This is a genomic window from Curtobacterium sp. KBS0715 (genome assembly GCF_005938005.2).
In the GTDB taxonomy this organism is placed as follows: domain Bacteria; phylum Actinomycetota; class Actinomycetes; order Actinomycetales; family Microbacteriaceae; genus Curtobacterium; species Curtobacterium flaccumfaciens.
In genome coordinates, this window is record NZ_VCCA02000001.1 from 3,363,377 (window position 1) to 3,376,860 (window position 13,484).

The following is a 13,484-nucleotide window of genomic DNA, read 5'->3' on the forward strand; positions in this document are numbered from 1 at the left end:
ATTCGACCCTGTACGCCCGATTCGACCAGGCGCCGCGCCCGCGACTAGGCCTCGGTGTGGCCCAGATCGGGCTCGACGAGCAGGCACGCGGTACGGGAAGCGGCGGCATGCAGTTCGAGCACGACGAGCTCGTTGCGACCGTGGCGGAGCACCGGCCCCGGGATCGCAAGGGTCCGCTGCGGGCCCCGCGACCAGTACCGACCGAGGCAGAACCCGTTGACCCACGCGACACCCTTCCGGAACCCGTCGAGCGACAGGTACCGGTCGTCCACGGTGTCGAGGTCGAACGAGCCGGCTGCGAACGTCGGTCCGGCGAGCACCTCACCACCGGTCGGAGCGACCTCGGAAAGCGCGGTCACGGCGGCAGGTGCGACGGGGTCGAGGGCGAGCGGCGATGCCGTCCACCGGGCGACCGGGACGCCGTCGATCGAGACGCCGCCGATCAGGCCCTTCGGCTCACCGATGCGGATGCCGTAGTCGACGCGGCCCTGGTCCTCGACGAGGAGCTCGAGCGTGCCGGTCACCGGCGGCAGAGCGATGGCGCGGTCGTGGTGCTCACGCTCCAGTACGCCGACGACGACACCGTCGGCCGACACGATCGCCCGGTCGCGCACCTCGGTGCCGACGGTCAGCACCCCTCCGGTGGGCAGGTCGACCTCGGCGCGGTAGGCGACGAAGCCGCTCGCGGCCCCGAGGGCGTCGAAGGTCGGCGGCTCGTCGTGCGCGGACCACGTCGTGAGCGTGGGCAGCAGGGAACGGAGCGACGCGACGCGGTCCAGACGGACGGCGAGGTCCGTGGCGGGGGTGATCCGGGCCTCCAGGCCGTCGCCGGACGCGGCATCGGCCGCGAGTCGACCCGATCCACCCGGCTCCATCGTCGCGGGCAGCGGCGGGACGGGCGCGTAGCGCGCGATCACCGAGCGGAACGCGTGGAACTTCGACGTCGGCCGACCGGCCTCGTCGAGCGGTGCGTCGTAGTCGTAGGACGTCGCGATCGGACGGTAGACGCCCTTGTCGTTCGCGCCGTTCGTGAAGCCGAAGTTGGTGCCGCCGTGGAACATGTAGATGTTCACCGAGCCGCCGGCCGCGAGCAGGACGTCCAGGTCCTCGGCGCTGGCGGACGCCGGCGTGGTGTGGTGGTGCTCGCCCCAGCTGTCGAACCAGCCGTCCCAGAACTCCGAGCACATCAGGGGCCCGGTGGGCTGGGCCTGCCGCAGGCGCTCGAGCCGGGCGGCGGAGCGTGAGCCGAACGACCCGGTCTTGTGCAGCGAGGGCAGGGAGCCGTCCTCGAGCATCGTGCCCATCGGCTGGTCGACGCTCGTGAAGGGGACGGTCAGCCCGATGTCGCGGTGCATCTGCTCGAGGGCGCGCAGGTACTCGGGGTCGGAGCCGTAGGCGCCGTACTCGTTCTCGACCTGCACCAGGACGATGGGCCCGCCCTGGTCGATCTGCCGCGGGACCAGCACGGGGGCCAGGTGCTGCAGGTACGTCCGGACCGCTGCGAGGAACCCGGGCTCGTTGCGGCGGACGCCCACGGAGCCGTCCGCGAACAACCAGTACGGCAGCCCGCCGTTCGTCCACTCGGCACAGATGTAGGGGCCGGGGCGGACGATGGCGTGCATGCCCTCGGCGGCGACGAGGTCGAGGAAACGGCCGAGGTCCAGGCCACCCGACAGGTCGAACACCCCGGGCGACGGCGCGTGCGCGTTCCAGGCGACGTAGGTCTCGATGGTGTTGAGGCCCATCAGCTTCGCCTTGCGGATCCGGTCGGCCCACAGGTCGGGGTGCACGCGGAAGTAGTGGATCGCGCCGGAGAGGACCCGGTGCGGCTCGCCGTCGAGCAGGAAGTCGGTGTCGCCGATGGCGAAGCGCATGGTGTGGTTCTTTCGTTGCCGGCCGGGCCGGGCGTCGAGCCGGGCCGGGCGTGGAGCCGAGCCGGGCGTGGAGCCGGGCCGGGCGTGGAGCGGGGCCGTGCGGACGTGTCCGCACGGCCCCGCGGGGATGCTGTCGAACTACTTCGACGAGACCGTGAAGCCCTGGTCCTTGCCGTACTTGGCGAGGGCCTTCTGCCAGGCCTCGAGACCGGCGTCGAGCGAGGTGCCGTTCTCGTACGCCTGACCGACGGTGTCGGCGTAGACGCTGTTCGCGTACACCTGGTACGGCAGGTAGGTGAAGTCGTTGTCCGAGGACTTCGACGCGTCGACGAGCACCTTGTTGATCTGCTGGCCGCCGAAGTACTCCGGCTTCTCGTCGAGGAACGCCGACGAGTCGAGGTCAGCGGTGGTCGACGGGAAGCCGCCGGACTCCATGAAGACCTTCGTGGACTCCTTCGAGGAGTTCAGCCACTTGAGGAAGCCCGCGGCGAGGGCCGGGTTCTTGGACTGCTTCATGACGACCTGGGCGCTACCGCCGTTGTTCGCGGTCTGGGCGGTGCCACCGTCGTAGGTCGGCATCGGGGCGACGCGCCAGTCACCCGAGGCCTGGGCGACGCCGGACTCCAGGTTGCCGGGCATCCAGGCACCGGTGATCATCGTGGCGATCTCACCGTTGCCGAGCTGCTTGTACCAGTCGTCGGTCCAGCCGACCGTCTTCGACAGCAGGCCCTGCTCGACGAGCTCGTTCCAGGTGCTCGTCCACTTCTTGGTGCCCTCGTCCTGCAGGTTGATGGTCACCTTGTCACCGTCGGTGGTGAAAGGGGTGCCGCCGGCCTGGGCGATCATGCTCGTGGTGAAGCCGGCGTCGCCGGAGTCCGCCGCGATGTAGGCCTTCGGGTCCGCCTGGTGCAGCTTCTTGGCCGCGGTGACGTACTCGTCCCACGTCTTCGGCACGGCGATGCCGTGCTTGTCGAAGACCTTCTTGTTGTAGAACAGCGCCATGGGGCCGGAGTCCTGCGGCAGGCCGTAGACCTTGCCGTCGATCGACACCGAGCTCCAGGTGCTCTTCGCGAAGTCCTTCTCGAGCGAGTCGAAGCCGTAGCTCGACAGGTCGAGCAGCGACTCGGACAGCGCGAACTGCGGCAGGGCGTAGTACTCGACCTGGGCGACGTCGGGGGCGCCCGAGCCGGCCTTGATCGTGTTCTGCAGCTTCGTGTACTGGTCGGCACCGGTGCCGGCGTTGACGAGCTTGACCTTCACCTTGGGGTACTGCTTCTCGAACGCGGCGACCTGGGCCTTCGCCGACGGGGTCCACGACCAGTAGGTCAGGGTGCCACCGTCCTTCAGGGCCTTGTCGATGTCGTCGGCCGATCCGCCGGAGCCGGAGCCGCCGGAGGCGCACGCGGCGAGGGCGATCGCGGCGGTGACGCCGATGGCGAGGGCGCTGAGCCCGCGCCGGAGACGCTTGTTCATGGGAGTGCCTTTCACTTCTTCGTGGAGGGGGTGGTGCTGCTGTGTGCCGGACCGGTCGGCGCGTGGCGGGGTCGCCACGGGCCTGGTGTCCGAGGGATCAGGCCTTGACCGACCCGGCCGCGAGGCCGGACTGCCAGAAGCGCTGGAGGAAGAGGAACGCGACCACGATCGGGATGATCGTGAGGAGCGATCCCGTGACGACGAGGTTGTAGATCGGCTGCGCGCCGGACCCGGTGGCCTGCGCGTTCCACTGGTTCAGGCCGACCGTCAGCGGGTACCACTTCGGGTCGCTCAGCATGATGAGCGGCAGGAAGTAGTTGTTCCAGGTGGCGACGACCGCGAACAGCAGGACGGTGACGACACCGGGCGCGAGCAGGCGGAGCGCGATCGTGAAGAAGATGCGGAACTCACCGGCACCGTCCATGCGGGCGGCCTCGAGCAGTTCGGCCGGGATCGCGTCGACCGCGTAGGTCCAGATCAGGTACATGCCGAACGGGCTGATCAGCGAGGGCAGGATGATCGCCCACGGGGTGTTGGTCAGGCCGACCTGCGAGAACAGCAGGAAGGTCGGGACCGCCAGGGCCGTGCCGGGGACCGCGATGGCACCGAGCACGACGGCGAAGACCGCACGGCGACCGGGGAACTGGAACTTCGCCATGCCGTAGCCCGCGACGGTGGCGAGCAGGGTGGCCCCGCCGGCACCGACGACGACGTAGAGCAGCGTGTTGCCGAACCACTGCAGGAAGATGCCGTCGTTGTACGTCAGCGTGTCGACGATGTTCTGCCAGAGGTTGAAGTCCCCGCCGAACCACAGACCGAACGTGGAGAGCAGCGACGCCTGCGTCTTCGTGCTGTTCACGAGCAGGTAGAACAGCGGGGCGAACGAGTACACGACGAAGACGACCATGACCGCGGTGAGCAGGCCGGAACGCTTCGGCTTGCGTCCGCCTTCCGCGGTGCGGAGCTGCCTGGAGGCGCGGATCGACCGGGTGCGCGGCGCACGTTGCGTCGTGGTCGCCTCGGTCACCGTGGCCGCTGCGGGCCCGGCGGGGTGCTGGATGGTGCTCATCGGTTCTCCTCGCGGGTGCCGCGGACCTGGACGACGTAGGCGATCACCGCGGTGATCACGCCCATCACGATCGCGACCGTGGCGGAGTAGTTGAACTGCTGACCGCTGAAGGACAGCGAGTAGGCGTACATGTTCGGGGTGAAGGCGCTGCCGATGACGTTCGGGGCGAGCGTCTTGAGCAGGTTCGGCTCGTTGAAGAGCTGGAAGCTGCCGATGATCGAGAAGATCGTGGCGATGACCATCGGGCCGCGGAGCGCCGGGAGCTTGATCGAGAAGACCGTGCGCATCGGGCCGGCGCCGTCGAGCTCGGCCGCCTCGTACAGCTCACCGGGGACGGTGCGGAGCGCGGCGTAGAAGATCAGCATGTTGTAGCCGAGGAACTCCCACGTGACCACGTTGCCGATCGACGTCAGGACCCAGCTCGGGCTGAACGGCTGCAGCAGGTCGATGCCGAGCGCGTCGTTCGCGGCGCCGGTCAGACCGAACTGGTTGCCGTAGATGAAGCCCCAGATCAGGGCCGCGACGACCCCGGGGACGGCGTAGGGCAGGAACACCGCGATGCGGAAGAAGCTCGTCCCCCACAGTCGGGCACTGTCCAGGGCCAGGGCGGCGACGAGCGCGAGGCCGAGCATGATCGGCACCTGGACGACCAGGAAGATCGCGACCCGGCCGAACCCGGACCAGAACTTGGCGTCCTGGAAGAGCTGCACGTAGTTGGCGAACCAGACGAACTGGTTGCCGCCGATGAGCTGGTCGCGGAACAGGCTGAGCCAGAGCGCGTAGCCGATCGGCACGATGAGCATCAGGACCAGGACGACGACGAACGGGCCGACGAACAGCCATCCGGTGAACCGTCCCCGCGGCTTGGGGCGGCGGCCGGCGGGGCGCTCGGCGGTGGGGCGCGGTGCTGCCTCACCGGGGCGCGCTGCGAGCGTGCTCATGTGACTCCTTCGTCTGCTGCGTTCGGGTGGTCGATGTCGGCGGCTCGGCCCGGGCCGGATCAGGGTGTCCGGGCGGTCACCGATGTTGACGTCAACATCGAACGACGTGACGATAGCATGGCAACGTCAACATGCGCTAGCGTCCGGGGAGGCCGACCGCTCGGCCCTCGATCCGGAAGGAGCGCCAGCGTGACGATGGAGTCCCCCGCCGGCACCCGCCGCGCCCCCTCGATGGCCGCCGTGGCCGACGCCGCCGGGGTGTCGATGCAGACGGTCTCACGCGTCGCCCGGGGCTTCGACAACGTCAGCCCGGAGACCCGCGACCGCGTCCAGCGCGCGATGGAGTCCCTCGGCTACCGGCCCAACCGTGCCGCCCGCGCCCTGCGCTCCGGCCGCTTCCGCACCATCGGCGTGATCATGTTCACGCTCGCTTCCTTCGGCAACATGCGCACGCTCGAGGCGATCGCCGACGCCGCCGGGGTCGCCGACTTCACGATCACCCTGCTGCCGATGGCCTCGCGCACCGAGGCGGGCGTCCGCTCCGCGTTCTCGCGCCTGCACGAACAGGCCGTCGACGGCGTCGTGATCATCATCGAGTCGCACATCATCGACACCGCCGAGGTCGTGCTGCCCGACGGCGTGCCCATGGTCATCATCGACTCCACGGGCAGCACCGACCACCCCGCGATCGACACCGACCAGGCCGACGGTGCCCGGCAGGCCACGCAGCACCTGCTCGACCTGGGGCACGAGACCGTCTGGCACGTCGCCGGGCCGGAGTCGTCGTACTCGGCCGCCCGTCGCCTCGCCGCGTGGCAGGACACCCTGACGCGCGCAGGTCGACCGGTCCCCCCGGTGTTCCGCGGCGGCTGGACGACCGAGCACGGCTACGAGGCCGGGCTCGAGATCGCCGCACGGCCGGAGATCACCGCGGTGTTCGCCGCGAACGACCAGACCGCCCTCGGGGTCCTGCGCGCCGCCCACGAGTCCGGTCGCCCGGTGCCGTCGTCGCTGAGCGTGGTGGGGTTCGACGACTCCCCCGAGTCCGACTCGTTCTGGCCGCCGCTGACCACCGTGCACCAGTCCTTCGACGAGGTCGGCCGCCGAGCGGTGGCGAACCTGCTCGCCCAGATCGACGGCGAGCGCGTCAGCGTCGCGGCCGACCTGGTGCCGGTGCGGCTCGTCGAGCGGGCGAGCACGGCCGCGCCGCCGGCGCGCTGACGCGGCGCGCGTTTCGCGCTCAGCGACACTCCACGGGCGCGCGTTCCCGTGAGGTGTCGCCCAGGCCGTGGAGTCACCACGCGCCGGTCGGGAGGCCCGGTGCCAGGCCGCCACGGGCCTCCCGGCCGCCGCGCGGGCCACGTCACGGGCCCAGCGACAGTCCACGCGCCCGTCACCCCGTGAGGTGTCGCCCACCGCGTGGACTCGCGCCCGGGTCGCCGCGCACGCGCAACGAGCAGAGGACGTCGGGCGCGAGCGCCCGACGTCCTCTGTGCTCACTCGACGCCCGCCGTGGCGTGCGCCGAGGCGTCTTGTCAGCCGATCGAGACGGCGGTCCAGGAGACCGGCGGGAGCTCGATCGTGACGGTGTCGCCCTCGCGACGGACCGACTCGTTCGTGCGGAGCCCCACGCGTGAGGTGTTCTCCAGGTCGTTCACGGCGTGCAGGTCGTCGTCCCAGACACCCTCGGCGTGGACGTCGCCCGTCGCACCGATGCCGGCCAGGTCGATCGTCACCGTCGTCGGCTCGGAGGGGTGGCGGTTGATCAGGAAGACCGCTGCCTTGCCGTCCTCGGACACGGTGGCGGCGGAGTCCACGACCGGGACCTCACCGTGCTTGCCACCGTCGACCGTGTCGCCCGAGGCCTTGACCTGCAGCGAGGTGCCCTGCGCCAGGCGCGAGGTGACCGAGAACGGGAAGAAGGTCGTCTGGCGCCAGGCCGGGCCGCCGGGCTCGGTCATGATCGGGCCGATCACGTTGACGAGCTGGGCGAGCGAGGCCGAGGCGACGCGGTCGGCGTGGCGGAGCAGCGAGATGAGCAGGCCACCCACGACGACGGCGTCGGCGACGGTGTAGACGTCCTCGAGCAGACGCGGGGCGACGGGCCACTCGTCGAGCGTGAAGGTCTTTGCCTTCGCCTCCCACTTCGTGATCGACCAGACGTTCCACTCGTCGAACGAGATGTCGATGCGCTTGTCGGACTTCTTCTGCGCCTGGACGTGGTCGGCGGCCGTGGTGACCGTCTTGATGAAGTGGTCCATGTTGGCGCCCGAGGCGAGGAACGACGGCAGGTCGTCGTCCTCCTCGTAGTAGGCGTGCGCGGAGATGTAGTCGACGTCGTCGTAGGTGTGCTCGAGGACGGTGCGCTCCCACTCGCCGAACGTCGGCATCGACGCCCCCGAGGAACCGCAGGCGACGAGCTCGAGGTCGGGCTGGATCTGCCGCATGGCCTTGGCGGTCATCGCGGCGAGCTTGCCGTAGTCGTCGGCGTTCTTGTGGCCGAGCTGCCACGGGCCGTCCATCTCGTTGCCGAGGCACCACATCTTGATGGCGAAGGGTTCCTGGCGACCGTTCGAACGACGGTATTCGGACAGTGCGGTCCCGGCGTCGATGTTCGCGTACTCGAGGAGCTCGATCGCCTCCTGCGTGCCGCGGGTACCGAGGTTCACGGCGAGCATGAGCTCCGAGCCGACCTGGTCGAGCCAGTGCTGGAACTCGTGCAGGCCGACCTCGTTCGTCTCCGTCGAGTGCCAGGCCAGGTCGAGGCGGCGGGGGCGCTGCTCGACGGGGCCGACGCCGTCCTCCCACTTGTAGCCGGAGACGAAGTTGCCACCGGGGTAGCGGATGGCGGAGACGCCGAGTTCCTTGACGAGTTCGACGACGTCCTTGCGGAAGCCGTGCGCGTCGGCGGTCTCGTGGGTGGGCTCGTGGATGCCGTCGTAGACGTGGCGGCCGAGGTGCTCGACGAACCCGCCGAACAGGCGACGTCGCACCGGCCCCACGGTGAACGCGGCGTCGAGGACGAGGTGTGTGCGGGGCATGGATCTCCTTCGATCGTGGCAGTGCGGTTCGTGCGGGGAGCGTGTGGGGCCACGGACGGGAACCGAAGCGGGCCGTCACGAAAGTGAGCGCTCACCTGACGGAAACGCTACCGGGTTCCGCGCCGTCGCGAAAGGGGTGGCGGATGCCGGGAGCGAGCGCTAATGTGAGCGCTCACGGAGCACCGGAAGGTCGTTCCGTGTCCGGAGCAGCAGTGCTCCGGGTCCGGAGCAGCGATGCTCCGGCGGGAGCACCGACCCTGTTCCCGAGCCCGGCCCATCCCGATGGAGTGATGCCATGCCGATCCCACCCGCAACACCCGCGTCGCGCCTCTCGCGCCGGGGCTTCCTCGCCGCCGGCGCAGCGGCCGCGACGGTCCTGCCGCTCGCCGCCTGCTCGAGCCCCCTCGCCGCCGGTCTCGCCGGCAGCGCACTCAACCCAGAGACCCTCGTCTTCTGGAACCTGTTCGGCGGCGGTGACGGCGTCCGCATGCAGTCCATGGAGGACGGCTACGCGAAGCAGCACGGCGGCTCGAGCGCGCTGCAGGGCACCACGTTCGCGTGGGGCAACCCGTACTACTCGAAGCTGACACTGGCGACCGTCGGGAACAAGCCGCCGGACGTCGCGGTCGCGCACCTGACCCGCGCGAAGCCGCTCTGGGACGGTGACCTGCTCGACCCGATCACGTCCGACGACCTGGCGAGCGTCGGCCTGAGCGCCGCCGACTTCAACCAGAAGGCCTGGGCGGCGCAGAAGACCGACGGCAACAACATCGCGGTCCCGCTCGACACCCACCCCTTCGTCCTCTTCTACAACGTCGACGTCTGCAAGAAGGCCGGCCTGATCGACGGCGACGGCAACCTCGTCGACCTCAACGGCATGGACAACTTCGAGAAGGCCCTCGCCGCGGTCGCCAAGGTCACCGGCGGCACGGCGCTCAACGTCGCGAACGTGGTGCCGGAGACGGCCACCCCGTGGCGCTTCTTCTGGACCATGTACAACCAGCTGAAGGACGCCACCCCGTTCATCAGCGACGGCGGATCGAAGCTCACCGTCAACGAGGACGCCTACAACGAGGTCACGAGCCGCACCCAGAAGTGGGTGAAGGAGGGCTGGCTGAACAAGGCCCTCGACTACGCCACCGCGCAGTCGCTCATGTTCGACGGCAAGGCCGGCTTCTTCATGCAGGGCGAGTGGGAGATCAGCACCGCGCAGTCGATCAAGGGCCTGAACTTCGGCATGGCGCCGATCCCCCAGCTCTACGACAAGCCGGCGACCCAGGCGGACTCGCACACGTTCGTCCTGCCGAAGAAGGCCCGCACGCCGGAGCAGCGCAAGCAGCACATGCTCTTCATCAAGCAGATGCTCGAGCAGAGCCTGACGTGGGCCGAGGGCGGGCACGTGCCGGCCTACATCCCGACGTTCGACAGCGCCGCGTACAAGAAGCTGACGCCCCAGTCGAACTACGCGGCCGCAGCCGAGACCGCCGTGTTCGACGACGCCGCCTGGTACGGCGGCTCGGGTTCGACGTTCGAAGGCACGGTGGGCGCTCAGCTCGCCCTCGTGCAGCAGGGCAGCTCGTCCCCCGCGCAGGCGCTCAGCGCCATCAAGTCGCAGCTCGCGACGTACCTCAACACCCCGAGCCCCCTGTGACCCGGCACGCAACCACCCGGCGGGACCACCCCGGGCAGACGACCCCCGCGATCGCCGTGAACACCGCGCGAAAGGCACGATGACGTGACCACAGCACCTGTCCTCGACCGGCCGACCGACGCGGCCACCGCGCCGCGTCTCCGCCGGAACCGCTCCTACGGCTCCAGCGTGAACCGCGGCCAGGGCCGCAGCGGCTGGCTGTTCCTCGCCCCGTTCGGCCTGTTCTACGTGGCCTTCCTGCTCGGCCCGACGGTCTGGATGATCGTCACGAGCTTCTTCAACACCTCGACCGTCCGCACCGGGCTCGGCAGCTTCGCCGGGTTCGCGAACTACGCCGAGATGCTCGGGCGCAGCGACTTCTGGTCGTCGCTCTGGCACACGCTGCAGTTCACGCTGTACACGACCCCGCCGCTCGTCATCCTGGCGTTCGTGTTCGCCGTGCTGACGAACCGGATGAACCGCGGGCAGTGGTTCTTCCGCCTGGCGTTCTTCCTGCCGTTCATCCTGCCGTCCGCGACGATCTCGCTGATCTGGGTGTTCATCTTCACGCCGAGCACCGGTCTGTGGGCGAGCCTGCAGTCGGCGATCGGCATGACGCCCGGCTCCGGCATGCTGTCGAGCCCGAACACGGCCATGATCGGTGTCGCGATCGCCACCGTGTGGTGGACCCTCGGCTTCAACTTCGTGCTCTACCTGGCCGGTCTGCAGGAGATCCCGCGCGAACTGTACGAGGCAGCCGCCGTCGATGGTGCGTCGAACTGGCAGCAGATCAAGTCGATCACGCTCCCCCTGCTCGGCCGCACGACGACGCTGGTCGTCCTGCTGCAGATCATCGCGAGCCTGAAGATCTTCGACCAGGTCTACCTGATGACGAACGGCGGGCCGGGCATCTCGACCCAGGTCTCGCTGCAGCTCATCACCGGCGTCGGCTTCACCGACAACCGGCTCGGTGCCGCATCGGCCGCGTCGGTCCTCCTGTTCATCGTGATCGTGGCGATCGCGGTCATCCGGCAGCTCGTCGAGCGCGCTGCCGCCAAGCGAGAGATCGGGGCCTGACATGACCGCCACCGAGAGCATCACCACCGGCCGCAAGCTCCGCACCGGCGTCTCGTCCGCCGCTCCCACGAGCGCCGCGAAGATCGGCGTCAGCGGTCGTGGCTTCACGATCGCGTCGGGGATCGTCCTGACGATCTTCGCGATCATCTGGCTCATCCCGAGCGTGTTCGCCCTGAAGACGTCGCTGTCCGACAACGGCGTCGCCGCCCTCGGCGCGAACGCGATCCTGTCGAACTGGAACCCGACGCTGCACTCGTACTCGTCGCTGTTCCAGGCCGGCGACATCTGGAACTGGTACCTCGCCAGCGCCATCACGAGCGTCGTCACCGCGGCACTCACCGTGCTGTTCGCGTCGATGGCGGCGTTCGCCCTGTCGCGGCTGGTGTTCCGCGGCCGCAACATCGCGTTCCTGCTCATCATCCTCGGGATCATGATCCCGACGCAGGTGCTGATCATCCCGATCTTCCAGGAGCTCAACGCGGTCGGCCTGCTCAACACCTACTGGTCGGTGATCTTCCCGCAGGTGCCCGCCGTGATCGCGGTGTTCATCTTCAAGCAGTTCTTCGACGGCATCCCGAAGGAGCTCGAAGAGGCGGCGCGCATCGACGGCGCCGGCATCTGGAAGGTCTACTGGTCGGTCATCCTGCCGCTGTCGCGTCCGGTGATCGCGGCCGTGACGATCCTGACCTTCGTCGGGGTGTGGAACAACCTGCTGCTGCCGCTGTTCGTGCTGTCCAACCCGGACCTCATGACGATCCCGGTCGGGCTCGCCACGGTCCAGGGCAGCTTCGGGCAGCGCTACGCCGACATCCAGGCCGGGGCGATCCTCGCGGCGCTGCCGCTGATCATCCTCTACCTGATCTTCCAGCGGCAGATCGTGGAGGGCGTGACGGGCTCGGGCCTCAAGGGCTGACGCCACCCCACCACGGACGGGAGGCCCGGTGCCAGCTGGCACCGGGCCTCCCGTCCGTCCGTTGGTCGCGTCGCGTGCGCGGCGCGGCTGGCGAGAGCGGGCGTACCTGGCGGGACCGGGCGTACCTGGGCGGAACCGGGCGTACCCGGTGGAACCGGGCGTACCTGGGCGGAAGTTCCGTGACGGTATGCCCGAAAGCACCAGGCATCGCGGGTGCAAGGGGAAGGACCGGGCGTACCTGGCGGAACCGGGCGAACCTAGGGGGAACGGGCGCGCCTGGCGGAACCGGGCGTACCCGGGCAGAAGTTCTGTGGCGGTACGCCCGAAAGCACCAGGCAACGCGCGCGCAAGGGGAAGAACCGGGCGTACCTGGCGGAAGCGGGCGTACCTGGCGGGACCGGGCATACCTGGGCAGAACGGGCGTACTTGGGCGGAAGTTTTGTAGCAGTACGCCCGAGAGCGCCAGGTATCGCGGGCGCCAGGGGAAGGACCGGGCGTACCCGGCGGGACCGGGCGTACCTGGCGAGACCGGGCATACCTGGGCAGAACGGGCGTACCTGGGCAGAACGGGCGTACCTGAGCAGGAGTTCTGTGGCGGTACGCCCGGAAGCACCAGGCACCGCGCGGGTCAGGCGGGGACGGAGACCTTCGTCTCGTGCTTCCAGAACCCGGAGAACGTGATGCGCGACTTCGGCAGGCCCGCACGGTGCAGGTGGCGGCGGCCCTCCGTTGCGAGGCGCGACTCCCCCACGACGAACGCGTAGCCCTGGTCGTCGGACGGCACGTGCCGCTGCAGTTCGGCGAGGGCGCCGCTGCCGGGGACGGCGCCCGGCTGCCGGACGATCCACGTCACCTGCACGCCGGTGGGGGCGTCGAGGTCGCGGATATCGGCGGCGGTCGGGACCTCTTGGATGATGCGGCCGACGGTGTCGCGCGGCAACGAGGCGGCGATGCCGACGACGCCGGGCAGGCCGGTCTCCTCGGCGGCGACGACGACCTCGCTGGTGCCGGCGGGGACATCGAAGATGCAGCCTTGGTCGAGCATCGCGAGCTCCTCGCCGGGGCGTGCGGCGCAGGCCCAGATCGCGGCGCGGCCCTCGAGCTCACCGCGGTGGTCCAGGTGCACGACGAAGTCGATGTCGAGCTCAGCGGTGCCGTCGGCGAGCAGGCGGTACGCGGCGACGGTGTAGTTCGCACAGTGGGGACGGATGTCCTCGGGGATGCCGAGGAACGTCGGCCACCACTTCTTGCCGTCCAGGTCGGGCATCCGGAAGGCGTCCTGGTCGGGGCGTCGGACGAACAGGCGGAACCAGTGGTCGAAACCGAGGTAGCCGAACTCGTGCAGGTCGTCCCCGGTGACGGTGACGCGCTGCATCGAGGGGGTCACCCGCTGGGTCCGGAGGACACGGGCGCGGAAGAGCCGGGGGTTCGTCGGCAGGAGCCGCGGGGTCTTCGCCATGAGGCAA

At 69.5% G+C, this 13,484-nt stretch carries 10 protein-coding genes; 4 read left to right on the forward strand and 6 right to left on the reverse strand.

Going from position 1 to position 13,484, the window contains the following annotated elements; translation table 11 throughout:
• Positions 1 to 44 precede the first annotated feature (44 nt).
• The 4 genes from FFG40_RS15970 to FFG40_RS15985 all read right to left on the reverse strand — a co-directional run bounded on the left by FFG40_RS15970 (position 45) and on the right by FFG40_RS15985 (position 5,357).
• The gene (locus tag FFG40_RS15970) at positions 45 to 1,874 is read right to left on the reverse strand and encodes a beta-galactosidase family protein (RefSeq protein WP_138804116.1); all 1,830 of its coding nucleotides are present in this window, start codon (positions 1,872 to 1,874) and stop codon (positions 45 to 47) included.
• A 138-nt stretch (positions 1,875 to 2,012) separates the two neighbouring features.
• Positions 2,013 to 3,347: a sugar ABC transporter substrate-binding protein gene (locus tag FFG40_RS15975; protein WP_185974214.1), complete on the reverse strand. Its 1,335-nt coding sequence runs from the start codon at positions 3,345 to 3,347 to the stop codon at positions 2,013 to 2,015.
• A gap of 97 nt (positions 3,348 to 3,444) precedes the next feature.
• On the reverse strand, positions 3,445 to 4,416 hold the full coding sequence (locus FFG40_RS15980; RefSeq protein ID WP_027466151.1) for a carbohydrate ABC transporter permease: 972 nt from the start codon (positions 4,414 to 4,416) through the stop codon (positions 3,445 to 3,447).
• Positions 4,413 to 5,357, reverse strand: a complete 945-nt coding sequence (locus FFG40_RS15985; RefSeq protein WP_027466150.1) for a carbohydrate ABC transporter permease — start codon at positions 5,355 to 5,357, stop codon at positions 4,413 to 4,415. Before FFG40_RS15985 ends, FFG40_RS15980 begins: the two co-directional genes overlap by 4 nt.
• A 195-nt stretch (positions 5,358 to 5,552) precedes the next feature.
• On the opposite strand from FFG40_RS15985, the gene FFG40_RS15990 reads away from it, so the two are divergent.
• Entirely contained in the window at positions 5,553 to 6,578 is a 1,026-nt protein-coding gene (locus FFG40_RS15990) for a LacI family DNA-binding transcriptional regulator (protein WP_035808788.1), read from the forward strand.
• A gap of 314 nt (positions 6,579 to 6,892) precedes the next feature.
• On the opposite strand, the gene FFG40_RS15995 is transcribed toward FFG40_RS15990, so the two are convergent.
• On the reverse strand, positions 6,893 to 8,398 hold the full coding sequence (locus tag FFG40_RS15995) for an alpha-N-arabinofuranosidase (RefSeq protein WP_138804114.1): 1,506 nt from the start codon (positions 8,396 to 8,398) through the stop codon (positions 6,893 to 6,895).
• A gap of 295 nt (positions 8,399 to 8,693) precedes the next feature.
• Between FFG40_RS15995 and FFG40_RS16000 the strand changes: the two genes are divergently transcribed.
• From FFG40_RS16000 to FFG40_RS16010, 3 genes are all read left to right on the forward strand, one after another.
• Complete coding sequence (locus FFG40_RS16000; RefSeq protein ID WP_138804113.1) at positions 8,694 to 10,049, forward strand: extracellular solute-binding protein; 1,356 nt, start codon at positions 8,694 to 8,696, stop codon at positions 10,047 to 10,049.
• A gap of 84 nt (positions 10,050 to 10,133) precedes the next feature.
• Positions 10,134 to 11,105, forward strand: a complete 972-nt coding sequence (locus FFG40_RS16005; protein WP_027466146.1) for a carbohydrate ABC transporter permease — start codon at positions 10,134 to 10,136, stop codon at positions 11,103 to 11,105.
• Between the two features lies 1 nt (position 11,106).
• On the forward strand, positions 11,107 to 12,018 hold the full coding sequence (locus FFG40_RS16010) for a carbohydrate ABC transporter permease (RefSeq protein ID WP_027466145.1): 912 nt from the start codon (positions 11,107 to 11,109) through the stop codon (positions 12,016 to 12,018).
• A gap of 628 nt (positions 12,019 to 12,646) precedes the next feature.
• Here the strand turns inward: FFG40_RS16010 and FFG40_RS16015 are convergent.
• Positions 12,647 to 13,477 carry a siderophore-interacting protein gene (locus FFG40_RS16015; RefSeq protein WP_138804112.1) on the reverse strand — a complete coding sequence of 277 codons (831 nt, stop codon included), beginning with the start codon at positions 13,475 to 13,477 and terminating at the stop codon, positions 12,647 to 12,649.
• Between the last annotated feature and the right edge of the window lie 7 nt (positions 13,478 to 13,484).